This window comes from Catenuloplanes sp. NPDC051500, assembly GCF_044454585.1.
Taxonomy (GTDB): domain Bacteria; phylum Actinomycetota; class Actinomycetes; order Mycobacteriales; family Micromonosporaceae; genus Catenuloplanes.
The window spans coordinates 567,212-593,589 of the sequence record NZ_JBITDX010000003.1; the positions used below are offsets into that span (position 1 = coordinate 567,212).

Sequence of the window (26,378 nt, forward strand, 5' to 3'; positions counted from 1 at the left end):
GTCGAGGCACCGAAAAATCCGCTGGTCGACGCCGTACCGAATCGGAGATCATCCGCCCGTGGGATATGTGGACGTGGCCGGGGTCGGACACACGCTTGCCGATGGGCGGGTGCTGTTCGCGGACGTCTCGTTCCGCGTCGGCGAAGGCGCCAAGATCGCGCTCGTGGGGCCGAACGGAGCCGGCAAGACGACGCTGCTGCGCATGATCGCCGGAGACCTGCCCGCGCAGGAGGGCGCGATCGCGCGGGTCGGCGGGCTCGGCGTGATGCGGCAGTTCATCGGCATGATCGCGGACGAGACGACGCTCGGGGGCCTTGCGCTGTCGCTCTCCCCGCCCGCGCTGCGCGAGGCCGGTGCGCGGCTGGCGGCGGCGGAGGCAGCGATGCACCGCGCGGAGAGCGGCCAGAACACCAACATCGAGAAGACCCAGATGGGGTACGCGACGGCGCTCGCCGCCTGGGGAGAGGCCGGCGGATACGACGCGGAAGTCACGTTCGACACCGCAAGCGTCGCCGCGCTCAAACTCCCGTGGGACTCCGTCCGGGACCGCCCGGTCGCCACGCTCTCCGGCGGGCAGCAGAAACGGTTCGCGCTTGAGCTGCTGCTCCGTGGCACGGACGAGGTGCTGCTTCTCGACGAGCCGGACAACTTCCTCGACGTGCCCGGAAAGCGCTGGCTGGAGGCGCGGCTGCGCGAGTCCGGCAAATCGGTCCTCTACGTCTCGCACGATCGGGAGCTGCTGGCCCAGACCGCGGACCGGGTGGTGGCGGTCGAGGGCGGCGGCGCGTGGACGCATCCGGGCGGGTTCGCCAGCTGGCATGCCGCGCGCGGCGCCCGGCACGAGCGGATGGAGGAGGCGCGCCGGCGCTGGGACGAGGAGCACGCCAAGCTGCGCGAACTCGTGCTGACGCTGCGGAACAAGGCCGCGTTCAACGACGGGCTGGCGTCGCGCTACCAGGCGGCGCAGACCCGGTTGCGCAAGTTTGAAGAGGCTGGAGCCCCGCCGCTGCCGCCGAAGGACCAGGACATCGCGATGCGGCTCGGCGGCGGGCGTACCGGCAAGCGGGCCGTCGTCTGCGAGCAGCTGGAGATGGACGGGCTCACGTTCCCGTTCGACCTGGAGATCTGGTACGGCGATCGGGTCGCGGTGCTCGGCGCGAACGGCACCGGCAAGTCCCACTTCCTGCGGCTGCTCGCGCGCGGCGGCACCGACCCGGAGCCGGGCAGTGAGCCGATCTCCGGCGCGGTCCTGGAACCGGTCCTGCACGGCGGCGTGGCCCGGCTCGGCGCCCGCGTGCGCCCCGGGCACTTCTCGCAGACGCACGACCGTCCCGAGCTGCGCGAACGTACCCTCGTCGAGATCCTCTGGCGCGGCGACGAACATCGCTCCGGCATGGACCGGCACGGCGCGATGCGGGTCCTCAATCATTACGAGCTGGCCGAGCAGGGCGATCAGCGCTTCGGCACGCTCTCCGGCGGTCAGCAGGCCCGCTTCCTTGTCCTGCTGCTGGAGTTGTCCGGCGCGACGCTGCTGCTCCTCGACGAGCCGACCGACAACCTCGACCTAGCTTCGGCGGAGGCACTGGAAGAAGGACTCAAAGCCTTCGACGGTACGGTTCTGGCCGTTACCCACGACCGCTGGTTCACGCGTTCGTTCGACCGTTTCGTGCTGTTCCAGGGCGACGGTGAGGTTGTCGAAACACCGGAACCGGTCTGGGACGTGGGCTGAACGTTTCCCCTGGTGAAAACCGGTCGGTGTTCCTTGTGGAATACGGGCTCCGGCAATTCTTGATCGGCCGGAGTCACCGTTTCTCTCGGCGTGTGTAAAGGAATTGGTAAAACACTTTCTCGCGCGCCTCGCGTCTGTGCGGGTGTGGGCACGCGCGGGGGCGCGTCCGAGCGCGTGATCTTGGCCCAGCCCGGCCGCCGTACGCAACATTTTGAGCGCTGTGTCACGGCACTTTACGTCTCCGTAATCGTCGGCGTATGGTCGGCGGCGGAACACAACAACCCCACGGGAGTCCGGTGCACCGGGCTGAGAGGGGGGCTGCAGCCCCCGACCGTCGAACCTGATCCGGGTCATGCCGGCGCAGGGAGGATGTGGACGATGTGGACTCGACCCTAGGACGACTCCATCTGATCACCGACACGCGTCCCGGCCGGGATCCGATCGGCGTCGTGCGTGCCGCGCTCGCGGCGTACGCGGCCGCCGGGGATCCGGTCCGGTCCGTCACCGGGCCGCTCGTCGTGCAGGTGCGTGTCGAGGACGACGCGACCGATCTCGACGCCTACCAGCTTGCGGTCACGATCCGCGATCTGTGCGCGGCCGCCGGTGCGACCTGCCTGATCAACGACCGGTTGCACGTGGCGCTCGCGGTGGGCGCGGCCGGCGGCCATGTGGGCGCGCTGGACCTGCCGGTCGCGGCGGCCCGGCGGGTGCTCGGCCCGCACGCGATCCTCGGCGCCACCGCGCGTGCCGCCGACACCGGGCTGGCCGCGATCGCGGACGGCGCGTCCTATCTGGGCGTCGGCCCCTGCTACGCCACCACGACGAAGGCCGGGCTGCCGGAGCCGCTCGGTGCCGCCGGGCTCGCATCGGTCACGGCCGCGGTGCCGGCGCCGGTGATCGCGATCGCGGGCGTCTCCCGGTCGCGGGTGGGCGTGCTGCTCGCCGCGGGCGCCTACGGCGTGGCTGTGGTGGGCGCGGTGAGCGGCGCGGCCGATCCGGGGCTGGCGGTGACAGAGCTGCTCGATGAGCTGGCACGATGCGGCTCCAGCCCGGCGGAATCCGCATTGGACGGCGGCGCCGCAACCGAGTCGGGAATCCTCCGGGGAGGCGCACGATGAGCAGCGCACGACGGGCCGGACGGGTGGACCTCGGCATAGTCGGCGGCGGCCCGATCGGCTTGTCGATCGCGTGGCGCTGTGCCCAGCGCGGCCTCGACGTCGCCGTCTATGACGACGCCACGCCTGAGGTTCTGGGGCAACCGGCGCCCGGCAGAGGTGCGACCGCGATCAGCGGACACGCGGAGGCGGCCGCCACCGGCGCACCGGCGGACACCGCGACAGCGCAGCCCGGCGCACACGGATCGACTCCGGCCGGCCGGGCCGTGCACGACGGGGCACCGGCTTCCCGCCCGGCGATCGGCCAGGCGGACGGGGCCTGGGAGGTCGCCGCGGGGATGCTCGCGCCGGTCGGCGAGGCGTATTTCGGGGAGACGGAGCTGACCGCGCTGCTCGTCGACTCCGCCGCGCGCTGGCCCGGCTTCGCGGCCGAGCTGGAGCAGGCCGCCGGGGCCGAGGTCGGGTACCGAGCAGAGGGCACGCTTGTGGTGGCGCTCACCGCGGATGACCTGGCGGCGGCGGTGCGGCTCACGTCGTACCAGCGCGATCTGGGTCTGGATGTTGATCGTCTGACGCCGTCGGCGTTGCGCGGGCTGGAACCGGTGCTGAGTCCGAGGGTGCGGGGCGGTGCGCTTGCGGCCGGCGATCACCAGGTCGATCCGCGGCGGATGACTGCTGCGCTCCGGGTCGCGGCGGCGCGGGCGGGCGTGCGGTTCGTGCGCAGGCGGGTCGCGGACGTGTGCGAGGTCTACGCGGACCGGGTGGTGGTCGCGGCGGGATGCGGCGCGGCACGGCTGACCGGGCTTCCGGTGCGGCCGGTGCGGGGAGAGGTGCTGCGGCTGCGCGCGCCGGGTGGCGAGCCGGGCTTCCGCCACGTGATCCGGGGGTACGCGGACGGCCGCGAGATCTACCTGGTGCCGAGGCGGGACGGCGAGGTGGTGCTCGGCGCGACCTCGCACGAGCGGGCGGACGGTGCCGTGACCGCGGGCGGGGTGCTGGAACTGCTGCGCCTGGCCGCCGAGCTGATCCCGGAGATCTCCGAGTACGCGCTCGTGGAGGCGCAGTCGGGTGCGCGTCCGGGCACGCCGGACAACCGGCCGATCCTCGGCGGGTGGCGGGCGGGTGCGCGCGAGGTCGTGGTGGCGACCGGCCACTACCGGCACGGGATCCTGCTGACCCCGGTCACCGCGCACCTGATCACCGCGCTGCTGATCGACGGCACAGCGATTTCGACGGCTTTCGAGGCGGCCAGATTCACGGAGCGGAGGGTGGCATGCGGGTGACTGTGAACGGCGACGACCGGGAGCTGGACGGGCGGGTGACTGTCGCGGATGCGGTGGCAGAGCTGACCGGCGTGCATCGGGGCGTGGCGGTCGCGTTGAACGGCGAGGTGGTGCCGCGCGGGCGGTGGGCGGAGACGCCGCTATCCGAGGGGGACCGCGTCGAGGTGCTGACCGCGGCGCAGGGCGGCTGACGTGGACGACTTCGAGGTGGGCGGCGTGCGGTTCGGGTCGCGGCTGATCCTGGGGACAGGTGGCGCGTCGCACCTGGACGCGCTGGAACGGGCGATCAAGGCGTCCGGCACGGAGATGGTCACTGTCGCCCTACGCCGGATAAATACCCAAAAATCGTCGGACGGGCTGCTGGACGTGGTGGCGCGCACCGGCGTGCGGCTGCTGCCGAACACGGCCGGCTGCCGGACCGCGACCGAGGCGGTGAAGCTTGCGCACCTGGCCCGCGAGGCCTTCGGCACGCCGTGGATCAAGCTTGAGGTGATCGGCGACGAGCGCACGCTGCTGCCCGACGGCGTGGAGCTGGTGCCGGCCGCGGAACGCCTGGTCGCGGATGGTTTCACGGTGCTGCCGTACACGAACGACGACCCGATTCTGGCCCGCCGGCTCGCGGACGCCGGGTGTGCCGCGGTGATGCCGGCCGGCTCGCCGATCGGCTCCGGCCTGGGCATCGGCAACCCGCACCACCTCCGGTTGCTGCGCCAGGCCGTCGACGTGCCGGTGATCCTCGACGCCGGGCTGGGAACGGCCTCGGACGCGGCGCTGGCGATGGAGCTCGGCTGCGACGCGGTGCTGCTGGCCAGCGCCGTGACCAGGGCGGAGGACCCGGAACGGATGGCGACGGCGATGCGTCTGGCGGTGGAGGCCGGTTACCTGGCCGCGCGTGCCGGGCGGATCCCGCGGCGCTTCCACGCGCTCGCCTCCACACCGGACGAGGGGCGGCCGGACCTGTGAACGGATTGATTGTCGTGACCGATCGCACCCAGGCTCGGGACGATCTGGTCTCGGTCGTGGAAAGGTCGGTGGCGGGCGGCGCGCGGTGCGTGCTGCTGCGGGAGAAGGACCTGCCGGCGACGACGCGACGGAGGTTGGCAGATGAGTTGAGGGCGATCCTGACGCCTGCGGGCGGCCGCCTGATCGTTGCCGGGCCGGACCCGCTCGGCGGCGACGCGGTGCACCTGAGCGCGGCCGGGCCGTTCCCGCCACCGGCGTTCTCCCTGGTCGGGCGCTCATGCCATGACGAGGTGGAGCTGTCGCGGCTGACCACCGAGGACTATGTCACCGTCTCGCCGGTCTTCACAAGCAGATCCAAGCCGGGGTACGGCCCGGAGCTGGGCATGTCCGGGCTGAGGCGGCTGTCGGGGCGTACCCCCGCGGCGGTTTTCGCTCTCGGGGGTGTCGAGACGGCCGCGCAGGTGCGGGCGTGCGCCGAGGCGGGTGCGGACGGTGTGGCGGTGATGGGCGCCGTGATGCGGGCGGCCGATCCCGCCGCGCTTGTCGCCGAGTTGGTCGCGGCGTGAGCACGCCACCTGTCGCGCTCACGATCGCCGGGTCCGACTCGGGCGGCGGTGCCGGGATCCAGGCGGACCTGAAGACGTTCGCGGCGCTGCGGGTCTTCGGCACGTCGGCGATCACCGCGGTCACGGCGCAGAACACGCGCGGCGTCCTGGACGTGCACTCGCTGCCCGGCGCGGTGGTCGGCGCCCAGATCGACGCGGTGCGCGACGACATGCCGGTCGCGGCCGTGAAGATCGGGATGCTTGGCGACCTCGCCGTGGCGGACGAGGTTGCCGCGCGTGCCCGCGACGGTCTGCTGCCGAATCTGGTGCTCGACCCGGTGCTCTACGCGACAAGTGGCCACCGGCTCGGCGCGCTTGCGGTGGTGGAGCGCGTGCTGCCGTTCGCGCTGCTTGTCACGCCGAACCGGGACGAGGCGTCCGCGCTTGTGGGCGCACCAGTGCACAGCCCGGCGGAGATGGTGTCGGCCGCGCGGGAGATCGCCTCCACCGGCGCGCGGCACGTGGTGGTGACCGGCGGCGAGGAGGACGGCGCCGCGGTGGACGTGCTGTGGACCGGCGGCGAGGTCCGGTTCCTGCGCTCGCCCTGGGTGCGGACCGAGAACGACCACGGCACGGGCTGCACGTTCTCGGCCGCGGTCGCGGCCCTGCTCGCGCACGGTGACGACCTGGCGGCGGCGCTTACCGTCGCGAAGAGGTACGTGGCCACCGGGCTGCGTGGCGCGCGCGACTGGAAGGTCGGCGCGGGGCGCGGCCCGATCGATCACTTCGGCTGGTCCGTTTAATTCCTTTCTGCAGGAGGTTCTCCATGACTGCTGTACGACGTAAGTCCTATGTGGACGGTCGGCTGCCCGGCGTCCGGGTGCCGTTCGCCTGCGTCGACCTGACCGACGGCACCGAGCCGGTGCGGCTCTACGACACGTCCGGGCCGGGCAGCGACCCGGACACCGGACTGCCGCCCCTGCGCGGCCCGTGGATCGCCGGCCGCGGCGACGTGGCCCCGGTCCGTGGCCCCGGCACGCCGCTCGCCGGGCAGCGGCCCACCCAGCTCGCCTATGCGCGAGCGGGCACGATCACGCCGGAGATGGAGTTCGTGGCGATCCGCGAGGGCGTCGCGCCGGAGCTGGTCCGGGACGAGATAGCGGCCGGCCGCGCCGTGCTGCCCGCCAACATCAACCACCCGGAGATCGAGCCGATGATCATCGGTAAGGCGTTCCTGGTGAAGGTGAACGCGAACATCGGCACGTCCGCGGTCAGCTCCTCCATCGCCGAGGAGGTGGAGAAGATGAGCTGGGCGACCCGCTGGGGCGCGGACACGGTCATGGACCTCTCCACAGGCAAACGCATCCACGAGACGCGCGAGGCGATCGTCCGCAACTCGCCGGTGCCGATCGGCACGGTGCCGCTCTACCAGGCGCTGGAGAAGGTCGGCGGTGACCCGGTGCTGCTGAGCTGGGAGGTCTTCCGGGACACCGTGATCGAGCAGGCCGAGCAGGGCGTCGACTACATGACCGTGCACGCGGGGGTGCGGCTCGCCTACGTACCGCTGGCCGTCAACCGGGTGACCGGGATCGTCTCGCGCGGTGGGTCGATCATGGCGGCCTGGTGCCTCGCCCACCATGAGGAGAACTTCCTCTACACCCACTTCGCGGAGCTGTGCGAGATCTTGTCGCGCTATGACGTGGCATTCTCGCTCGGGGACGGGCTGCGGCCCGGATCCATCGCGGACGCGAACGACGAGGCCCAGTTCGCGGAGCTGCGCACGCTCGGCGAACTCACCACGATCGCCTGGGAACACGACGTCCAGGTGATGATCGAGGGCCCGGGGCACGTGCCGATGCACAAGATCAAGGAGAACGTGGACCTGCAGCAGGAGCTGTGCCACGAGGCGCCGTTCTACACGCTCGGCCCGCTGACCACCGACATCGCGCCCGCCTACGACCACATCACGTCCGCGATCGGCGCCGCCATGATCGGCATGTTCGGCACGGCGATGCTCTGCTACGTCACGCCCAAGGAGCACCTCGGACTCCCGGACCGCGACGACGTCAAAGCCGGCGTGATCGCCTACAAGATCGCGGCGCACGCGGCGGACCTCGCCAAGGGCCACCCGGGCGCGCAGGCCTGGGACGACGCGCTGTCCAAGGCCCGGTTCGAGTTCCGCTGGGAGGACCAGTTCAACCTCTCCCTCGACCCGGAGACGGCCCGGTCATACCACGACGCGACGCTCCCCGCCGCGCCCGCCAAGACCGCGCACTTCTGCTCGATGTGCGGCCCCAAGTTCTGCAGCATGAAGATCAGTCAAGAGCTTCGTGGGTACGCGGAGCGCGGCATGCACGAGAAGTCCGAGGAATTCCTGGCCTCGGGCGGGCGGGTGTACCTGCCGCTGACGACGCCCTGATGCGGGTGGGCCCGGTGGTCGATCACCACCGGGCCCTCACGCGTCCGTGCGGTCGTACGCTGTGCGCGGTCGTCGTCCCACGCGTCCGAGCGGGGCGACGCTGTGTGCGGCCGTCGCTCTGCTCAGTCGTCGCTCTGCTCAGACGTCGCTCCGCTCAGTCGTCGGCGGAGCGGTCGCCGAGGCCGCTTACCCAGTCGACGTACTCCTCGTCGCGAAGCGGGACCGGCTCGGCCGGGGTGGCCTGCGGCGGCTGGTTGCGACGGCGGAAGAGGCCGCGCCGGCGCTTCTCCGGCTTCTGGTCGTCCTCGGCCGCATCCACAGCCTCTGCGGCTCTGGCTTCCGCCTTCGCGCCTGCCTCCGGCGACTGCGACCCGCGAGTGCCCCATCCGTCGTCATTCGCGCCGGGCATGGACCGCGCATCGTCCCGGGCCGGGCGCCCTGCGGAGCGCGGACTCGCCGGCGTCCAGTCGTCCATCGCCGACCAGGCGTCGTCAGCGCCCCACGAATCCGGCGCCGACCGGCTGCCCCGCTCAGGCCGCGCCTCCTCCGGCGGAAGCAGCACCCCCTCGTGGACGGTTTCGCCACCCGGGCCGTTCGTGCCGGCCGGCGCGGTTCCGCTGCTGGTCCGGGCGCCAGGTGCGGCGTCGGTCCACGGGAAGCCGGTCTCCTCCGGCTCCCCGAACAGCGACCCGGCCGGGTTCCGCTGCTGCCAGGGCTTGTCGGTGGCGTCCGGCGCGTTGGCCGGCCTGTCCTGCTGCCAGGACTCTCCGCTGCCCGGAGCCGTCGTGGCAGACCTGTCCGGCTGCCACGACGCCGTGCTGGCCGGGGCCGAGGTGCCCGGGGCTGTGGTGGCCGGGATGTCCTGTCGCCACGACGTGCCGGTGTCCGGAGGCGGGGTGGCCGATGTGTCCTGTCGCCATGGTGTGTCAGTGGTCGGCGGCGCGGTGGTGGTGAACGCGTCCTGCGCCCAGGGGGCGCCGGCCGTGAACGGTGAGGTGCCGCCGTCCGGCCACGAGCCGGCCCCGGTCGCTGCCGACCCGCTCTCGATCGTCCCCGGCTGTGGGTTGCCGCCGGTCACCGTGGGGCCGCCCCCGAGAGGTGCGCCACCGAAGTCCCGCTGCGGCCAGGAGGTGTCGGTCGTCGGCGGCTCGGCGGGGAACGCGGGCTCGTTCCACTGCCGCCAGGGTGCGTCAGCGGTCGATCCGCCGGACCCGAGCGGATCCTGCTGCCATGTCTCGTTCGGCGCGCCAGCGGTTGTGAACGGAGCCGAAGAGGCGTCCGGCCGTGAATCGGCGCCGGGCACCCTGCCGGACGGCGACGCGACGGCATTCTCCGCCGTGGGCGCGTCCACCGGCCCGGACGCGAACGAGAACGGGTTCGCGCCGGGTCGTGCAGCGAGGTCGCCAGGGGCGGTGGCGAGCGGTGGCGTGCCCTCACCCGGCCACCGGCCGTCGCTGTCTGACGCGAGATCCGCCTCGGCACCCGACGACGTACCCGCACCCGGCTGCGACACTCCCGTGCCGTTCGCGGTCTCGAACGGCAGCGCGGCGGCGTCTCCCGCCGCACGACCGCCGGGCGCCGGGGAGGGGTGGCTCAGGCCTGGCGCCGGCGGGATATCGGCTCCGGGCAGGCCGGGGGCGAACCGGGCTGCGGCGGCATCGGGTTGCGACGTGGATCCGTCCACGGAAGAGCCGGTGACGAACGGCGGCCGGAGAACGTCCGATCCGGGGTCCGCGCCGGGCGCTGCCGGGCGAGCCAGTGGAGAGAACGCGCCGGTGTCCTGCTGTGCGCCGCTGTCGACCGCCGGGCCGGTAGGGCGGCCCGGCAGCGGGAAGGCGCCCACGTCCGGTCGCGAATCCTCGCCGGTCGCGGAGGGCGAGGCGGGCGCGTGCGGCTGCGAGGAAGCACCGTCGGTAAGGCGCATATTGACGAGACCCGGCGGCGGTGGGGCCGCCGCGCTCGACGGGAACGGCGCTTGCGTATTCGCCGCACCGCCCTCCGGCCTGCTGACCGCGAATCGCGGCAGAATGGACCGCTCCGGAGCCTCCGACGGATCGTTCTCCACAGACGGACGAAGCGAATCGGCCCGCTGATCTGCGCCCGCGCCGGAGCCGAGAGCAGTGTCACGCCACTGCTCAGCCTGACCACCCAGTTGACCGGACACGGCCGGAGCGCCGGAGTGCGCCTCGGCAGAGTCGGCCCCGGGCCACGGCGCAGCCGAGTCGTAACGCCGGTCGGCCGTCTGCGGCGTGCTCAGATCGTGCTGCTGCCAGCCCGCGGCCGACCGCTCCGCCGATTCCTGCCGCTGCCAGTCAGCTGGTTGCGGGTCCGCCTGCTCGTGTTGCTGCCAGCCGGTGGGATGCGGTGTTGTGGACTCGTGGTGCTGCCAGTCACCGGCGTGCGGAGCCGTTTGCTCGTACTGCCGGCCGGCGGCCTGTGGTGCCGTTTGCTCGTGCTGCTGCCACCCGGCAGCCGTCTGCTCGTGCTGCTGCCACCCGGCAGCCGTCTGCTCGTGCCGCTGCCGACCGGCAGCCGTCTGCTCGTGCCGCTGCCAGTCGGGCTGCGCCGCCATCGGCCCGTCCTGCTGTCCGCCGGTGACCTGCTGCGCGGCCTGGTCGGGCTGCCGGCGATCGGTGGGCTGTGGTGCTGTCTGACCGGGCTGCTGAGAGGGGCTGGGAGACCACTGCGGTGCCGCGGTGCCTGTGTGCGACGCGGGGGCGTCCGCCGGAGGGACCGACAGGCGCTCGGCCGCGGCAGGAACGTCGCGTTGATCGGCCGGCGGCGGGCTGAGCCGGTGCTCCACCGGCTCGAAAAGGGACGGCGCCGGGGTCGCGGGCCTCCTCGACTCGAACAGCCCCGGCATCTCCGCAGGCGGTTCGAGCGGTTCGAAGATCCGCGGGAAGACTCGCGCCGGATAGGCGGCGGCACTGCCGGCTTCGCGGGTACGGCTCGCTTCTGCGCGGTCCGCTTCTGCGCGGTCCGCTTCTGCGCGGCCCGCTTCTGCGCGGTCCGCTTCTGCGCGGCCCGCTTCTGCGCGGTCCGACTCGGCGCCGCCCGGCGTCCGGGACTCCTGGCGACTCTCGTCCCGGGCGGTTTCCTGAGCCGACGCCCCGGCATCGCCCTGGTCCGTCCCAACGAGCCGCAGGTGGTCTTCACGCGCGTTCGGGTCCGGCAGGTCCCACGAGCCCGCCTGGTAGGCGTTGCCCTGGCCGCTCTGCCCGGCGTTACCCAGGTGCTCCGGCCGACCGGACGGGCCGGTGCGGTCCGCCTGGCCGGTGTAGGCCGGATGGCCCTCCTGGCCGGACTGACCCGCATAGCTCTGCCGGCCGGAGTCGAAGGAGCCGGAGTCAGCCTGACCCACCTGACCTGGGTAGCTCTCGTGGCCGGTGTCAGCCGCCTGGCTTGAGTAGGCGGAGCCCGTCTGGCCGGACGAGGCCGAGTAGCTCTCCTGACCGGAGTAGGCGGAGCCCGCCTCGCCGAGTTGGCCCGGATTACTCTCCTGGCCGACGCGGGTGTAGTCCGCCTGGCCGGAGTGACCCCAGCTCCCTTGGCCCGACTCGGCCGAGTAGTTTCCCTGGCCGGAGTCGCCGGGGTCCGCATCGGCCGAAGGGTGTGGCGTGAAGAAACCTGTTGTCTCCACGGCCCGCGCTGCGATCAGGCGTTCGCCGAGGGTGAGACCGGAGACCGGCTGCCCGGTCAGGGGGCTCACGATCACCGTAGGGACGGTGGGGGAGTCGTCGGCCGGCGGCTCCGGCGGAATCATCCGGAACTCTGGCTCGATCTTCGGCGGCCCCGGCCGCCTCGCCTCCGCCGCGAACGGAGCAACCGCACCACCGCTGTCCATAGCGCTCGTGCTCGGCTCGGCGTCCGCTGCCGGTGAGGTCGCGGTTGAGCCGGCCGCCACGACCGGGTGAGCCGCAGTCGGCCCGGACCCGGCATCGGCCGTCCCGTCCTGCTCCACCCATCCGGAACCCGTCCCACCCGCAGCCGGAACCCCCGACGTGGGTACGCCGGTGATCGGCACCCACGGTGCGTCAGGCATCGGCACACCGGAGACGGGTACCCCGGACACCGGGCCGCCCGAGGCCGATGCATCGGAGATCGGCACCTCATAGAAGGCCGCACCCGCCACAGCCGCACCCGACACGGGCAGGCCCGAAACAGGTACATGTGAGCTGGGAGCGCCGGAAACCGGCCCGCCTGAGACGGGCACGCCTGAGACCGGCACGCCCGAGATTGGCACGCTTGAGGCGGGCATGCTTGAGGCGGGCATGCCTGAGGCGGGCATGCCTGAGGCGGGCACGCCTGAGACCGGCATGCCTGAGACGGGCACGCCTGAGACCGGCATGCCCGAAACGGGCACGCCCGAGACCGGCACGCCTGAGACGGGCACGCCTGAAACGGGCATGTTGGAGCCCGGGACACTCGGGACTGGGACGCCGGAGACCGGCACACCCGTCACTGGCGTGCTGTCGATCAAAGCTCCGGAAACCGGTGCGGCGGAGTCAAAAGCTCCGGAGACCGGTGCGGCGGAGTCAAAACCGCCGGACATGGGTGTGGCGGCGGCCGGCTCGCTGGACGACGCCGGGGCGAGCGCAGAGCCGCTGAAGTCCGTCGTGATGTGAGCGAGCTCGCTCGTGGCCGATGTGGTTGATATCGGCTGGCCCGAGGCCGGTCCGCCCGAGGCCGGTCCGCCCGAGGCCGGTCCGCCCGAGGCCGGTCCGCCCGAGGCCGGTCCGCCCGAGGCCGGTCCGCCCGAGGCCGGTCCGGCTGCGGGCGATCCGCCGGAGGTCGCAGGGATCGGGGGCGGCGGGCCGGGAGCGGGCGGTGGTGGGATGGCCGGCACGACAGGCGTCTCGGCGGTCTGCTGCGAACCTGCCCGGACGCCGGCCTCGAACTCCGCGCGAAGGCCGGTCGGGCCGATTCTTGGGGTCAGCCCGGTGGTGCGCGACGTCTCGGCCTCAGCTGGCGCCGGGGCCTGCGGCGTTGCGTTCGGCGCGAAGTCCAGCGTGATAGTGCGATCGGTGTCGCCGACAGGGTCGCGGTCGCCATTCGGCCCGCCGTCGCGGGGCATCGGCTCGCCCTGCGCGCCGTCGCGGGAAACCGCCTGGTCCTGCCCGCTGTCGCGGGACACGGGCTGGTACTGCCCGCCGTCGCGGGAAACCGGCTGGTCCTGCGCGCCGTCGCGGGAAGTCGGCTGGTCCTGCGTGCTGTCGCGGGACACGGGCTGGTCCTGCGCGCTGTCGCGGGAAACCGCCTGGTCCTGCGTGCTGTCGCGGGACACGGGCTGGTCCTGCGCACCGTCGCGGGAAACCGGCTGGTGCTGTGCGATCCCGTCTGCGCCGCGGCCGCTGGAGATGGGCATTACGTGTCCGTCGGAGCTTGCTCGTCCGGAAAGCGACCATTCGTCGGTTTGCCCGGTAAAAGAATATTCCACCGCAGGCGGGGAAGCGCTGGAGCTGTCGAGAGCCGGCTCCGCTGGAGGTGCGCCGGGCATTAGATCGACGTCAGGTCCGGCATTGGCCGCGTCCGGGGTGCCGCTGGGGAGGTCCATGGTGGGCGCATCGAGAGCGCCGTCGGGACCAGCGTCCGAGCCGTTGGTGTAGCGCTCGGCACCCGCGCCGGCGGCCAGTGCGCGGTCGGTGTCCGGGCCCGCGCCGGCGACCAATGCGCGGTCGATTTCCGGACCCGTGCCTGCGGCCAAGGCGCGGTCGGCGTCGGCTCGGCGGGCGCGGTCGGCCAGTTCGAAGGGGGTGGGCTCGCGCTCGTCGCCGCCGAGTTCCCACGGCTGGTTGGCGCCGAAGGCGGCGGACCAGTTGGCCTGGCGGAAGGCGCCGGTGGGAGCCCGGAGCGCGTCGATGGCGGCGCTGGGAGGCGGATCGGTGAGGCCGCTGCGGCCGGCCGGTCGGGCATCGGGCCGGGCGGGCTGGGCCGACTGGTCGGGCTGGGCTGGCTGGGCCGGCCAAACCGTGTCGTCCGGGCGGGCGTCGGACTTGGGTGCCGGGTCCGCGTCGTCCCAGAGGGACGGGTGCCCCTGGCGGTCCTGCTCGCCGCCGTTCGTTTCGGGGGTGAACATGCCGCTCCCGCCCTCTTCCTGCGTTTCGCGTTCCTTGGGAGACAACACGTCGTCCAGTGTCGGAGAGATCAAAGCGTGCGGCTCGAAGTCGCGGGCCGCGCGAGGCCTAGAAGATCATTGTGCTTCGTTCCGGGCTGTCCGGCTTCCTGTGGTGGCCGTTTTTTCTGTGCTGACCGGATTGTCCGTGCCGGTCGAGCCGATGGAGCTTATCGGAGGACGGAGATCAGGCCGATCCGCCGAGGTCCGGGCCGTGTCGTGGGACCCCGGGTTCAGTATCGGACGGTTCGTGCCTCGCCGGGTCGAGATTGGCGTCCGGCGTCGGCGCCTTGGTGGTCCTGGGCGGTCGGCCGGTCGCGGGACGTGTTCGCCCGGCTGTGGGACGTGTTCGCCCGGCTGCGGGGGGATCGGCATCGACGGTATCGGAGACCTCGGCGGCGCCGGAACGTGACGGTACCGGCCGGGAGGGCCTGCTGCCGGTGGCGGGGACGGGGGCGGGGCGTTCCGCGCGGACGGGCCCGGCCGGGGGATCGGCGCGCTCACCTCGTACCCCCGGCGGCTCTTGATCTGGATCTGGGGGGTTGGGGGAGCGGGGGATGATCGTGGCGAGCATCGAGCCCAGCGCGCCGGCCGCGACCGCGACGAGCGAACCCCAGAAGGGCGCGGCCTGGTACGCGTCGGAGGGCGCGCCGGGGCCGGCGATCAGATATGCGGCCGTGAGTGGCGCGGGGCCGAGCAGGCCGGACGTGGCGACGATCACCGGGTGGTGCTGGAGGCGGCCGGCGATCGTGCCTACCGCGGCGCCGGCGATCAGCGCGAGCGAGGGCATCACGACGACCGCGAGCCGCTGCACGAGGCCGGTGCTCAGCGCGGCCGGGTCGAGCACGCCGAGGCGGACCGGGCCGAACGCGGGTACGGCCGAGCCGATCGCGAGCAGCCAGGTCGCGGCCGTGACGGAGATCAGCGCCCAGGCGTAGGCGCGCTGCCAGAGGACGAGCGCGGCGAGCGGGAGGCCTGCGGCGGCGCCGAGCAGCGCGGCGAAACCGACGGCGGTGACCGGGTCGGCGCCGTCGGCGAGCTGGGCGGTGCGGGCGGCCGGCATGGTGATCAGCGCCACGGTGGCGGCGCCGGCGGCGGAGACGATCACGATCCCGGCGCGCATCGGGAGGCCGCCGTCGTGGCCGAGCCGGTGGGCGGCGCGCTCGGCGGCCAGCGCGCCGGTGACGGCAGCGGCGATCGCGCACCAGGTGACCCAGGTGAGCTGCGCGCTCCACTGGCTTTCGAGGCCGTTCGTGAACGTGCGGCCGAAGCGGACCAGGCCGAAGCCGTACGCGATGCCGAGCTGCCCCGCGCCGACCAGGAGGCTCACGCCGAGTGACGTCAGCAGCACCCTGCCCCAGGTCCGAATGGCCATGTGGGGCACGGTACGGAAGTGGGAAACGTTACGGAAGGTGCGGGATGACCTCGGAGGCCAGAAGGTCCAGGTGGTCGAGGTCGGACAGGTCGCGCAGCCGCACGTGCAGGCGGGTGGCGCCGGCCTTGGCGAACTGGGTGAGTTCCTCGATCACCTTGTCCGGCGAGCCGAAGATCGCGTCCTCCGGCGGGAGCGAGGACACCTGCTTCATGAGGGCGTAGCGCTTCTCGACCTCGGCGTCGGTCCGTCCACACGCGACCGCGACGGTGGCGCTGAACGTCACAGGCGCCTTGGTCCGGCCGTACGTCTCGCTCGCGGCGCGGACCAGCTCGTACTGCTCGGCGCACTTCTCGACCGGTGACGGCGGCACGTTGTACTCGTCGGCGTAGAGCGCGGCCAGCCGGGGCGTGCTCTTCGGGCCGCGGCCGCCGACGATCACCGGCGGGCCGGGCGTCTGCGTCGGCTTGGGGAGCGCGAGCGCGTCCTGCAGCGTGAAGTGCTTGCCGGTAAAGGAATAGCGCTCGCCGAGCGGGGTGGCCCACAACCCGGTGATGATCTGAAGCTGTTCGTCGAGACGTTCGAATCGTTCACGCGGCGTGTAGAAAGGAATACCGAGCGCAGTGTGCTCCGCGCCGAACCAGCCGGCGCCGAGACCGAAGTCGATGCGTCCGTTGCTCATCTGGTCGACCTGCGCCACGGTTATCGCGGTAATCGCGGGGTGACGGAAAGTCGCGGAGCTGAGTAGCGTGCCGAGCCGGATCGTGCGTGTCTCACGGGCGATCGCGCCAAGCGTCACCCAGGCGTCAGTTGGGCCCGGGAAGCCGTCCGACCTGTGCATCGGCATGAAGTGGTCAGCGCGGAAGAAACCGTCGTACCCGGCCGCCTCGGCGTGCTGCGCGGCCCGCAGCATCTCATCGAAAGTGGCGCCACGGTGTGGCTCGGTGAACACGCTGACTCGCATGGCCGCAGAGGTTAGCCCCCATCTCGGTGTTCTCGCACCTTAGAAGTGGTTAAAACAACACTGTCCAATTCGTTGCCATCTCGCAATGCGATGCCCGGGTGACCGGTAACGGGTGGTCTCGTACTCTGTTGCCCGCTACGCCGGGGGTTGCGGCAGGGGGATCGTCATAGATGCCACAGCTGCCCGGAACGCTCACACCTGACCTAGATGGCCTAGCCAGGGTGGCTGGAGGAAGGGCAAGAAACCCATGAGAGCTTTCCGCGGGCTCGCGGCGGCTGTTGCTGCCATGGCAGTGGTGGCAGTGGCCGGATGCAGCAACTCGGAGGAGTCTGACGGCGGCAACGCGTCGGGCGAGCTGACGAAGGTGACGTACCTCACCGCATTCAACACGTTCGGCCGTGAGGCCTACGCGTACGTGGCGAAGGAGAAGGGCTTCTTCGCCGAGGAGGGCCTGGACGTCGACATCCAGGTCGGCAAGGGTTCCGGCGAGAACATGTCCGCGATCGAGTCCGGCGCCGCCGACTTCGCGCCGGTCGACTCCACCGGCTACATGCTGGTCAAGGGCTCGGGCAAGGTGAAGGGCGTCACCGCGATCGCCGCGATCCAGCAGCGGTCCATGGTCGGCATCATGACTCTCGACGACACCGGCATCACCACGCCGAAGGACCTCGAGGGCAAGAAGATGGGCGACCAGCAGGGCGCCACCACCACGATCCTGTTCCCGCTGTACGCCAGCGCGGCCGGTATCGACGCCAGCAAGGTCACGATCGTTCCGACCGAGGCCGGTGTCCTCGCGGGTGCGCTCGCCCAGAAGAAGGTCGACGCGATCGGCCAGTTCGTCGTGGGCAAGCCGCTGATCGAGGGTGCGGCGAAGGACGGCCGCAAGGCCGTTTCGCTGCCGTTCTCGGACGTGCTGACCGACCTCTACGGTCACTTCCTGCTGACCTCGGACAAGATGGCGGCCGAGAAGCCCGAGGTCGCGCAGAAGTTCACCCGCGCGCTGCTCAAGGGCCTCGAGTTCTCCAACAGCAACCCCAAGGAGTCGGCCGACATCCTGCTCAAGGCGGTGCCGACCGGTAATGCCACCATCGCGGCCGCCGAGATGGAGATCATGAAGGTCTACACCCTCGGTGACGCGCCGAAGCTCGGCGTCGTCGACGAGGCCCGGGTCGCCAAGGTCGTCGCGCTGCTCGAGAGCGCCAACCAGATTCCGGCCGGCAAGACCCCGGCGGACTTCGTGAAGATCGATCTGGCTCCCAAGGCCTGATCGAGCAATGCCGCACAAGCATTCGGCCGTGTCCCTCGCGGGGCACGGCCGAATGTCTGTCCACTTAGGTGGTCAGGCCGCGACCGGCTCGTCCTTGTGCATCAGCAGCTCGTGCAGGCGGGCCTGGTGGCGCGCGAGCGTCTCCAGATGCACGCTCGGCCCGAGCGACCGGGGACGCGGCACGTCGATCTCGACGATCTCCTTGATCCGGCCCGGCCGCGGGCTCAGCACGACGACGCGGTCGGCAAGCAGCACCGCCTCGTCGATCGAGTGGGTGACGAAGACCGTGGTGGTCCGCTCCTCCATGTGGATGCGCTGCAGCTCGACGCTCATCTCCTCGCGGGTGAGCGCGTCGAGCGCGGAGAACGGCTCGTCCATCAGCATGACCTTGGGCGACTGGATCAACGACCGGCACAGCGAGACTCGCTGCTGCATGCCGCCGGAGAGCTCGTGCGGCATGCGGTCCTCGAAGCCCTCCAGACCCACGGTCGCGAGCAGCTGGCGGGCGCGGTCGATGTGCTGGCGCCGCTTCCAGCCGAAGATCTCGACTGGGAACAGCACGTTGCCCAGCACGGTCCGCCACGGCAGCAGCGCCGGACGCTGGAACTGCATGGCGGTCTCGCGCCGGGCCTTGGTGACGGCCGTGCCGCCGAGCACGATGTTGCCGTCGGACACCGGAAGCAGGCCGGCGATCAGGCGCAGCAGCGTGGATTTACCACAGCCGGAGCGGCCCACGATCGCGACGAACTCACCCTCACGGATGTGCAGGTCAATGCCCCGCAGCGCCTCCACGGTGCCGCGGCGTCCGTGGAACGTCCGGGAGACGTTGTTGAGCTGGATCATCTGCCCTCTCCTGTGTGGTCGTCGAGCACTCTGAGCGCACAGGCTAGTCCCTGCATACTTCACCCGTACATAGCGCCATATTTTGTGATTTGACTTGATCGCGCGTTCATCGCCCCCGTGCTCCACAGAGGAGTTTCCATGACCACGCAGGCCGCGCCGCGTTTCAAACGGCCGCAGATCAGTGGCATTGTGCTGCCGTTGATCGCTTTCGCGATTCTGATAACCGGCTGGTACGCCTCGGTGCGGATCTGGGACGTGCCGGAGTCGGTGGTCCCGTCGCCCGAGACGGCCGTGAAGCAGATGACCGGCACGCTTGCCGACTACCTGATCGACCAGTCGCTCTTCACGCTCATGGAGGTCTGGCTGGGCTTCGGCATCGCCATCGTGGTCGGCGTCGTGCTGGCGCTCGCGCTGACCAGCTCGGGCACGCTCGACAAGGCGATCTCGCCGATTCTGGTCGGCTTCAACGCCGTACCGAAGATCGCCATCGGCCCGATGCTGGTGATGTGGTTCGGCTTCGGCTACGAGTCGAAGGTGCTGGTCGTCGTGCTGCTCTCGTTCTTCCCGGTGGTGCTCTCCACAATGGCCGGCCTGAAGTCGGTGCCGGCCGAGCTGATCGAGATGACCCAGTCGATGGACGCGTCCCGGATCAAGACGTTCCTCAAGGTCCGGGTGCCGTGGGCGCTGCCGCAGTTCTTCACCGGGCTCAAGCTGGGCATCTCGCTGGCGTTCGTCGGCGCGGTGGTCGGTGAGTTCATCGGTGGCGGCGCGGAGGGCATCGGCTACGTGATCATCTCGGCGCGCAGCCAGCTGGCGACGGATCTGGCGTTCGCCGGGATTTTCATGCTCGCGTTGATGAGCGTGGTGTCGTACTACGTGATCGCCTGGGCGGAGCGGCTGCTGCTGCCGTGGGCCCGGGAGACCTCGGCGTAGGACGCACGTGAAAGGGGCCCGCCGGACGGCGGGCCCCTTTGCGCTGCCTGCGAGGTCAGGCCTTGAGCTGCCAGCGGCCGCCGTTCGCGACCAGCACCACGAGCGCCTGCGGCATCAGGCCCGAGTGGTTCGTCGGCGTCAGGCGGATCGGGCCGGTCAGGCCGTCCAGCTGGGCCGTCTCGATCGCGCCGCGCAGCGCGTCACCGTTCGTGCCGCCGGCCCGGGTCACCGAGTTCGAGATGATCTGCATCGCGTCCGCGGCGAACGAGGACGGGCCGTAGTAGGTGCCGTACCGCGACGTGTACTCGGCAGCCCAGGCCTTGCGCAGCGCCTTGACCGGCGTGTTCGCGATGACGCCGTCGATGCTGAGGGTCTGCGAGAAGATCAGCGTCGCGTTGTTCGTCGCGGCCGCGTTCTCCGTGGACAGGAACAGGTCGCCGGCCGCGGCCGCGTCCAGGTAGATCTGACCCTTGAAGCCGGAGGCGCGCGCGCTGGCCACGACCTCCTGCGCCCGGTCCGGCAGCGCCGCGACGACCAGTGCCTTCGGGTTGTTCACCGCAAGCGCCTGGCTGACGGCGGTGTCCACCTTCGCATCGCCGGGCGCGATCGGCCGGTTGGCCACCGCCCGCACGTTGCCGGCGTCGCCCGCCTCGCCGAGGATCGCGTCTTTCGCATTCTTGCCGTACGCGTCCTCGGTGTAGACGAGCGCGAAACGATCAATCTGCGCCGCCTCCATTTCGGACACCAGTGCGGACGCGTTGTCGAGCGGATTCGATGCGAGCTTGAACACGAATTGACGCGTCTCGTCGAGCGGGGTCACCACATCCGACGACGGCGACAGGGAGATCGTCGGAAGCTTGCGGTCCGTGATCGTCTGCAACGAGGTCTGGACGCACTCTCCGCACACGCCTGTGATGAGCGCCGCAACATTCGAGTTGTTGGCAAATCCCGTGATGTTCTGCGCCGACAGCTTGCTGTCGGAACGGTTGTCTTTAATGTCCAGTTCGATCCTGGGACCGTTCGGACCCGCCTCCGCGTTGAGCTGATCTCTCTTCAGCTCCAGAGCCTGCTTGTAGGCGTTGCCGACCGCGGCCGACGAACCGGTCAGCTCCAGATCAGCGGCGATGAGAATTGTCGTTGCGGCGGTGTCCTCAGTGGTCGCTGAATCGCATCCGGCGGCCGATGCCAGCAGTGCGGCCGAGGTGACCACCGCGAGCGTGGCGCGGGTTGGCCTCAAGGATCAGTCCTCCTCTTCGCGGCGCAGCGACGGCTGCGCGCGCTCACGTGCGCCCCGCGAACGGGGCGGCAAACGCGAGAACTGTGCCAACCATCCGGTCCGCTGGTCAAGCCGGAGTAGACGCTCGTTCGTGGACACCTTGTCCCACGATGCGGGCAGGTGTGGGGTGCATTAGGCATAACTTTGCGGTGATAAATAGCACGCAACGAGTCATTCGTGCAGTTCAACGCGGTGAGACCGACTCCACACAGCCTGACTGTTAGCGGTTGATCGGTCCTCCACGACCGATTCCTGTCTTCCTGAGGCTTCCCATTCGCTGGCACTTCTGGTGAAATCGCGGATCGTGCCGCGTGTGACAACCCCACCCCCCATGCCGTCATGAAGGCGGGTTGCGCGTGGACGAGAACGACGGAGGTCTCGTGAGCACGCACCCCAAAGCGAATTTGGGCAACCTCGCGCGTCCCGCGCGTCGATCCGGACTGCCGCGACTTCGCGACGCCCGGATCCGTACAAAGCTCGCCATGATCCTCGTGGTCCCGGTGGCAGCCATCCTTGTGCTCGCAAGCATGCGGCTCTGGGACAGCACCAGCCGGGCCGCGGACGCGGGACTGGTGCGGTCTCTGACCGCGCTCAGCACCGACGTGTCGGCGCTCTCCCATGATCTGCACAGCGAGCGGATGGCAGCCGCTCGCCTGCTCGCAGCAGGGAGCAACGCCGAGGCGTCCAACGCGTTCACGGCCGCCACCGCGGCGACGGATCGGCGGATCGAGACGTACAAGGCCAGCCGGGCGGATCTCAATCTGCCCGATACCGCCTCGAACGTCGAGACCCGGCTGAGCGCCATCGACGACAACCTCGCCCGGCTGGAAACCACCCGCCAGGACGTGCTGTCGCAGGCGAAGACCACCCCCCAGGCGGCCGTGCTGCGCTACGGCGTGGCCCTGGACGACCTGCTGGCCTACCTGGAGGTGATCAGCCAGACCGCCGGCGAGGGTGAACTCGCCGACTCCCTGCGGACGTCATTCGCGTTCTCGAGCGCGAAGAACGCCACCGCAGAGGAGCAGGCGGTCGCGTACGTCGCGCTGCTCGGCGGCCGGAACCTCGGCAAGGAGCAACTCGCGTCGTTCCTCGCCACCATGGCCGAGCAGCAGGAGGCGCAGGACGCGATCACGACCGCGGAGAACGTGGACCTGCGCACCGTCGTCAACACCACGATTACCGGTGATGCCGTCACCTTCGCCGACCGCGTGGCGAACACGATCATCACCACGGCCGGCTCGACGGCCCCGCCGGAGATCACCGCGGACGCCGCGTCGGCAGCGATCGGCGCGGTCGCGAACCTGATGCGGCACGCCGAGATCCGGATCGAGGCCCAGCTGATCAGGGACGCGGAGACCGAGCAGCGCACGGTCGTCCGTCAGGTGGTCATCGAGATCACCGCAGTCCTCATCGCGCTGGCGATCGCCATCGCGCTCGCCTTCCTGCTCGCCCGCTCGCTCAACGCGTCGCTCCGGCGACTGCGTGAGGGCGCCATGACGGTGGCCAACCACGACCTGCCCGACGCGGTCGCCCGGCTCCGTGATGTGCGCAGCCTCGGTGAGGGCGGCGCGGACGAGATCGTCAAGGAACTGCGCGACCCGATCCGCCTCAACACCCGTGACGAGGTCGGTGAGGTCGCCCAGGCCTTCAACGTGGTCCACCGCGAAGCGGTCCGGATCGCGGCCGAGCAGGCCGCACTCCGTACCAGCGTCTCCGCGATGTTCCTCAACCTGGCCCGCCGCTCGCAGGCGCTGGTCGACCGCATGATCGGTGAACTCGACAAGATCGAGCGAGGTGAGGAGGACCCCAAGCGCCTCGCCCAGCTCTTCCAGCTCGACCACCTCGCCACCCGAATGCGCCGTAACGACGAGAACCTTCTGGTCCTCGCCGGTGCGGACTCCGCGCCGCCACGGCGCGAGGACGCGCTCCTCATCGACGTGCTGCGGGCCTCGCAGTCCGAGGTGGAGCTCTACAACCGCATCGAGTTCGGCACTGTCGACTCCGACATCTCGGTGTCGGCGCACGCGGTCAACGACGTCGTCCGGCTCGTCGCCGAGCTGCTCGACAACGCGACCCGGTTCTCGCCGCCGAACACGGTGGTGGTCGCGGATGCCCGACGCGTCCGGGACTACGTACTCATCCAGGTGGAAGACCGCGGTCTCGGCATGACCGAGGAGCAGATGGAGTCGCTGAACCAGCGGCTCGAAAGCCCGCCGACTGTGGACGTCGGTGCGTTCCGCCTCATGGGTCTGGCCGTCGTCGGCCGTCTGGCCTCCCGCTACGGGGTCCGAGTCGAGCTCCGGCCCAATGTGGAGGGTGGTACTGTCGCGCAAGTGACACTTCCGCACGGCGTGGTGGTGCTTCCTCGCACCCGTGGGCGCGAGCCTGCCCTGCCGCGTCCGCGCAGCCCGCTCGCGGTCGAGCAGGGTCCGTCGGCGCCGGTCAGCTCCCCGCCCGCGTGGGGCGAGTCGTTCACCCCGTCGCGTACGGCGACGCTCACCCCGCCTCGTGACCCGGCCCCGGCCCCGCAGCAGTCGCGTGACTTCCAGGTAAACGCCGGTGGCGCCACCCAGGCGCTCCCGGTCGCCGGCCAGAACCCGCTGCGTCCGCAGCACGGCGCCACGCAACAGCTGCCGACCATCGGCGGATCCGCCTTCCCGAGCCAGCGGCAGACCCCGCCCGCGGCGATCGCACCGGCCTCGGCCCCCGCGATCGCTCCGCCGGCCACGCCGCGCGCTCCGCTCCAGGCGCCAATCGTGCCGCCGGTCGCCTCGGCGCCCGAGGCGCAGACCATCTCTGCCACCGTCCACCCGATGTCCGCATCGGCGGGCGGGGTCAGCACGGCCCCGTTCGAGCGCGGTGGAGTCCCCGGCGAGCAGGCCGAGGCGCCGATCTTCCGGCAGATGGAGGCGGTCTGGTTCCGGACGCACGGTCAGGCCGACACCGCGGTCTGGTCCATGCCGACGGCCGGCTACGCGCCGCCGCCGGTCGGTGGCGCCACCATGGCGGCTCCGGCTCCGGCCATCGCGGCTCCGGCCGGCCACTCGTCGGCGCTGTCCGCCGACACCACGGTGCTGCCGGTCCGGACCCCCGAGCCGGCGGCGCCCCGCCGGACCGAGAGCCGTACGACCTCGTACGGCACGGAGACCGCCGGTGCCACCCAGGCGCCGTCGATGCCGGCGTTCGGCTCGACCGCTCCGGCGGCCCCGGCTCCCGTGGCCGCCCCGGCGCCCGCTCCTGCAGCTCCGGCCGCCGCCCCCTCGGCCACGCCGGACGACGCCGCCTGGCGCACCGCCGCCGACGACGGCTGGAAGCGCGCTCAGGAAGCCGCCAAGCCGTCGGTCAGCGGCCAGACCCGGTCCGGTCTGCCGAAGCGCGTGCCGCAGGCTCAGCTCGTCCCCGGTGGGGTCGAGACGAAGCCCGCGGAGCGATCCCGTCGTACCCCCGACGAGGTTCGTGGCCTGCTCTCCGCGTACCACCGCGGTGTGCACCGGGGCCGCAGCGCCGGTGCCGAAGGCGACGCCGCCGAGTCCAACCCCAAGGAGACCAACGGATGACCCGCCAAGCTGCGATGCAGGACATGGGTTGGCTTTTGACCAACTTCGCCGACAGCGTCGCCGGCATCGCCCACGTGGTGGCCGTGTCGGCGGACGGCCTGCTGCTCGCGTCGTCGCGGGACCTCCCGCACGACCGGGCAGACCAGCTGGCGGCCATCACCTCCGGTGTGGTCAGCCTGACCGAGGGCGCCGCCCGCATGTTCCACGGCGGCGGCGTCCAGCAGACCATCATCGAGATGGACAGCGGGTACCTATTCCTGATGTCCATCTCGGACGGAAGCTCGATGGCCGTCCTGGCCGCCCGCAGCTGCGACGTGGGCCAGGTCGGCTACGAGATGGCACTTCTCGTGGAGCGGGTCGGTGCGGCTCTCCGCCCGCTTCCACGCGAGGCCGTGGGTCACTCCGTATGACCCCCCGGCAACGCCGGACAGCAGTTAATATCATCGATGGTTCTGATAACGGGGCAGTGCGCTACTAGGAGGTGACCGTCATGGTGCAGCCGGATGACCCACGTGGGTCGCTGGTCCGTCCTTATGCGGTCACCCGTGGCCGCACAGAGGCGCGCCGAGAAATCGCCGTCGAGGCGATCCTTACGGCAAGCGTCGCCAATGTGCAGGAGGCGCGTTTCGCCGGACACGACAAGCACCGCATCGCCTCTCTCTGCGAGAGTAATGCGATGTCTCTGGCGGAGATCGCCGCGTACGCCCGCCTGCCGCTCGGTGTCGCACGCGTCATCGTCGCCGACATGGTGGTCGACGGTCTGCTGACCCTGCACAGTGCCGCTCCCGTTGAAGCGTATGAGGAGCGGATGGATCTCCTTGAAAGGGTGCTAAGTGGACTTCGCAGGCTTTGACCGCGCGGGGGGCCCGGAGCGGCGAAAAGAGATAACGTCCGCCAAAATCGTGATCGCCGGCGGCTTCGGCGTCGGCAAGACCACGCTTGTCGGCGCCGTCTCAGAGATCACGCCGCTGACCACGGAAGCGGTCATGACGGCGGCGGGCGTCGGCATCGACGACCCGTCGAAGGTGCCCGGAAAGCAAACCACCACCGTCGCCATGGACTTCGGCCGCATCACCATGGCCGACGACCTGATCCTGTATCTGTTCGGCACCCCCGGACAGACCCGCTTCTGGTTCATGTGGGACGAAATCATCAAGGGCGCGGTGGGCGCGGCCGTCCTGGTCGACACCCGCCGCATCTCCGACGCCTTCGCCCCGCTTGACTACTTCGAAAACCGCAAACTCCCGTACGTCGTAGCGCTCAACCGCTTCGACGGGGCTACCCAATACGAGATCGAGGAGGTTCGGGAGGCTCTGGCCATTCCGAACCATGTTCCCCTCGTGCTTTGTGACGCTCGTGAACGCGAGTCGACTAAGAATGTTCTTGTCACTGTTGTTGAGCACGCCATGATCATGCTGCGGTCGCAGCGGGACCATGGACAGTTGGTCGGCTGACAGGTTTTGCTTTTGGGCGGCGGCGCGAGGGTTGCGTCGCCGTTCTTTTTTGCGCTGTTTGCGCTGCTCTTGGGCTTTGTCTTGCGGGTTGCGCTGGGTGGGGTGTGGGGGGGGGGGGGGGGGGGTGGGGGGGGGGGGGGGGCCCGATTACACGGGTGTGCCGGCTTTCCCCCCTCCCCCCGCCCCCCCCCCCCGACACCCTCGGTGGGCACGTTTGAGGGGGCGGCGGCAGTCTGCTTTTGGGGCTTGGTGTAGCCGCTGTGCAGGGGGTATATCGGAGCGCCGTCATGGTGTTTTGAGCCGACGGTAGAGAGCGAATGCTGTTTGTGGCTCCGTCGCAGGTGCGGTTGCGTCACGTCGTGGTCCGGGGATTGGCGGGGTCGATTCCAGATCTGCGTGGAGGGGTGGAGTGCCCCGGAGGTGGAATCGCCGCCGATACCGCTCGATGCCACTAGTGTTCTGTCTCGTAAATAGGTAGTCGGTTGGTACGGTGGCGGTTGTGAATCGTGCCGCCGCGCCTTTGGTGCTTGATCCGGGTCAGCGTGA

20 protein-coding genes, 3 pseudogenes and 1 riboswitch are annotated in these 26,378 nt (G+C 70.8%); of the genes and pseudogenes, 15 read left to right on the forward strand and 8 right to left on the reverse strand.

Going from position 1 to position 26,378, the window contains the following annotated elements:
* Positions 1 to 58: 58 nt before the first annotated feature.
* The 8 genes from ACIA8K_RS09180 (at position 59) to thiC (ending at position 8,054) form a co-directional block, all read left to right on the forward strand.
* Positions 59 to 1,729 (forward strand): ABC-F family ATP-binding cassette domain-containing protein, encoded by a 1,671-nt coding sequence (locus ACIA8K_RS09180; protein WP_396056649.1) that lies wholly within the window; start codon positions 59 to 61, stop codon positions 1,727 to 1,729.
* Between the two features lie 275 nt (positions 1,730 to 2,004).
* Positions 2,005 to 2,113, forward strand: a riboswitch (TPP riboswitch).
* The gene (locus ACIA8K_RS09185; protein ID WP_396056651.1) at positions 2,110 to 2,847 is read left to right on the forward strand and encodes a thiamine phosphate synthase; all 738 of its coding nucleotides are present in this window, start codon (positions 2,110 to 2,112) and stop codon (positions 2,845 to 2,847) included. Its footprint overlaps the riboswitch before it by 4 nt.
* Positions 2,844 to 4,127 carry a glycine oxidase ThiO gene (gene thiO / locus ACIA8K_RS09190; RefSeq protein WP_396056653.1) on the forward strand — a complete coding sequence of 428 codons (1,284 nt, stop codon included), beginning with the start codon at positions 2,844 to 2,846 and terminating at the stop codon, positions 4,125 to 4,127. The genes ACIA8K_RS09185 and thiO overlap by 4 nt, the downstream gene beginning before the upstream one ends.
* Entirely contained in the window at positions 4,118 to 4,318 is a 201-nt protein-coding gene (gene thiS, locus ACIA8K_RS09195; RefSeq protein ID WP_396056655.1) for a sulfur carrier protein ThiS, read from the forward strand. The genes thiO and thiS overlap by 10 nt, the downstream gene beginning before the upstream one ends.
* 1 nt (position 4,319) lies before the next feature.
* Positions 4,320 to 5,090 carry a thiazole synthase gene (locus ACIA8K_RS09200; protein ID WP_396056657.1) on the forward strand — a complete coding sequence of 257 codons (771 nt, stop codon included), beginning with the start codon at positions 4,320 to 4,322 and terminating at the stop codon, positions 5,088 to 5,090.
* Between the two features lie 14 nt (positions 5,091 to 5,104).
* On the forward strand, positions 5,105 to 5,656 hold the full coding sequence (locus ACIA8K_RS09205) for a thiamine phosphate synthase (RefSeq protein WP_396056659.1): 552 nt from the start codon (positions 5,105 to 5,107) through the stop codon (positions 5,654 to 5,656).
* Entirely contained in the window at positions 5,653 to 6,438 is a 786-nt protein-coding gene (gene thiD, locus ACIA8K_RS09210; protein WP_396056661.1) for a bifunctional hydroxymethylpyrimidine kinase/phosphomethylpyrimidine kinase, read from the forward strand. Before ACIA8K_RS09205 ends, thiD begins: the two co-directional genes overlap by 4 nt.
* 23 nt (positions 6,439 to 6,461) lie before the next feature.
* On the forward strand, positions 6,462 to 8,054 hold the full coding sequence (gene thiC, locus ACIA8K_RS09215; protein ID WP_396056663.1) for a phosphomethylpyrimidine synthase ThiC: 1,593 nt from the start codon (positions 6,462 to 6,464) through the stop codon (positions 8,052 to 8,054).
* 154 nt (positions 8,055 to 8,208) lie between these two features.
* Here thiC and ACIA8K_RS09220 read toward each other — a convergent pair whose 3' ends face one another.
* Positions 8,209 to 11,769, reverse strand: a complete 3,561-nt coding sequence (locus ACIA8K_RS09220; protein ID WP_396056665.1) for a hypothetical protein — start codon at positions 11,767 to 11,769, stop codon at positions 8,209 to 8,211.
* A gap of 10 nt (positions 11,770 to 11,779) precedes the next feature.
* On the opposite strand from ACIA8K_RS09220, the gene ACIA8K_RS09225 reads away from it, so the two are divergent.
* Complete coding sequence (locus ACIA8K_RS09225; RefSeq protein ID WP_396056667.1) at positions 11,780 to 11,968, forward strand: hypothetical protein; 189 nt, start codon at positions 11,780 to 11,782, stop codon at positions 11,966 to 11,968.
* Between the two features lie 195 nt (positions 11,969 to 12,163).
* On the opposite strand, the pseudogene ACIA8K_RS09230 reads toward ACIA8K_RS09225, so the two are convergent.
* From ACIA8K_RS09230 to ACIA8K_RS09250, 5 genes and pseudogenes are all read right to left on the reverse strand, one after another.
* A pseudogene (locus tag ACIA8K_RS09230) lies at positions 12,164 to 12,298 on the reverse strand (hypothetical protein); the annotation flags it as partial.
* A gap of 12 nt (positions 12,299 to 12,310) precedes the next feature.
* A pseudogene (locus tag ACIA8K_RS09235) lies at positions 12,311 to 12,394 on the reverse strand (pentapeptide repeat-containing protein); the annotation flags it as partial.
* Positions 12,384 to 12,509 (reverse strand): annotated as a pseudogene (locus ACIA8K_RS09240) (hypothetical protein); the annotation flags it as partial. The pseudogenes ACIA8K_RS09235 and ACIA8K_RS09240, both read right to left, overlap by 11 nt.
* A 1,844-nt stretch (positions 12,510 to 14,353) precedes the next feature.
* Positions 14,354 to 15,541 carry a hypothetical protein gene (locus ACIA8K_RS09245; protein ID WP_396056669.1) on the reverse strand — a complete coding sequence of 396 codons (1,188 nt, stop codon included), beginning with the start codon at positions 15,539 to 15,541 and terminating at the stop codon, positions 14,354 to 14,356.
* A 28-nt stretch (positions 15,542 to 15,569) separates the two neighbouring features.
* On the reverse strand, positions 15,570 to 16,502 hold the full coding sequence (locus tag ACIA8K_RS09250) for an LLM class F420-dependent oxidoreductase (RefSeq protein WP_396056671.1): 933 nt from the start codon (positions 16,500 to 16,502) through the stop codon (positions 15,570 to 15,572).
* 286 nt (positions 16,503 to 16,788) lie between these two features.
* Here ACIA8K_RS09250 and ACIA8K_RS09255 point away from each other — a divergent pair, with 286 nt between their 5' ends.
* Positions 16,789 to 17,769 carry an ABC transporter substrate-binding protein gene (locus ACIA8K_RS09255; protein ID WP_396056673.1) on the forward strand — a complete coding sequence of 327 codons (981 nt, stop codon included), beginning with the start codon at positions 16,789 to 16,791 and terminating at the stop codon, positions 17,767 to 17,769.
* 72 nt (positions 17,770 to 17,841) lie between these two features.
* Here ACIA8K_RS09255 and ACIA8K_RS09260 read toward each other — a convergent pair whose 3' ends face one another.
* The gene (locus ACIA8K_RS09260) at positions 17,842 to 18,612 is read right to left on the reverse strand and encodes an ABC transporter ATP-binding protein (RefSeq protein WP_396056675.1); all 771 of its coding nucleotides are present in this window, start codon (positions 18,610 to 18,612) and stop codon (positions 17,842 to 17,844) included.
* A gap of 138 nt (positions 18,613 to 18,750) precedes the next feature.
* Between ACIA8K_RS09260 and ACIA8K_RS09265 the strand changes: the two genes are divergently transcribed.
* A complete protein-coding gene (locus tag ACIA8K_RS09265) occupies positions 18,751 to 19,545 on the forward strand; it encodes an ABC transporter permease (protein ID WP_396056677.1) in 795 nt (264 codons plus the stop codon).
* 55 nt (positions 19,546 to 19,600) lie between these two features.
* Here the strand turns inward: ACIA8K_RS09265 and ACIA8K_RS09270 are convergent, their stop codons facing one another.
* A complete protein-coding gene (locus ACIA8K_RS09270) occupies positions 19,601 to 20,782 on the reverse strand; it encodes an ABC transporter substrate-binding protein (protein WP_396056679.1) in 1,182 nt (393 codons plus the stop codon).
* Positions 20,783 to 21,303: 521 nt separating this feature from the next.
* Here ACIA8K_RS09270 and ACIA8K_RS09275 point away from each other — a divergent pair.
* From ACIA8K_RS09275 to ACIA8K_RS09290, 4 genes are all read left to right on the forward strand, one after another.
* Positions 21,304 to 24,378 carry a nitrate- and nitrite sensing domain-containing protein gene (locus ACIA8K_RS09275; protein WP_396056681.1) on the forward strand — a complete coding sequence of 1,025 codons (3,075 nt, stop codon included), beginning with the start codon at positions 21,304 to 21,306 and terminating at the stop codon, positions 24,376 to 24,378.
* On the forward strand, positions 24,375 to 24,788 hold the full coding sequence (locus ACIA8K_RS09280; RefSeq protein ID WP_033342828.1) for a roadblock/LC7 domain-containing protein: 414 nt from the start codon (positions 24,375 to 24,377) through the stop codon (positions 24,786 to 24,788). The genes ACIA8K_RS09275 and ACIA8K_RS09280 overlap by 4 nt, the downstream gene beginning before the upstream one ends.
* Before the next feature lie 80 nt (positions 24,789 to 24,868).
* The gene (locus ACIA8K_RS09285; RefSeq protein ID WP_396056682.1) at positions 24,869 to 25,231 is read left to right on the forward strand and encodes a DUF742 domain-containing protein; all 363 of its coding nucleotides are present in this window, start codon (positions 24,869 to 24,871) and stop codon (positions 25,229 to 25,231) included.
* Entirely contained in the window at positions 25,212 to 25,832 is a 621-nt protein-coding gene (locus ACIA8K_RS09290; protein ID WP_033342827.1) for an ATP/GTP-binding protein, read from the forward strand. The genes ACIA8K_RS09285 and ACIA8K_RS09290 overlap by 20 nt, the downstream gene beginning before the upstream one ends.
* Positions 25,833 to 26,378 lie beyond the last annotated feature (546 nt).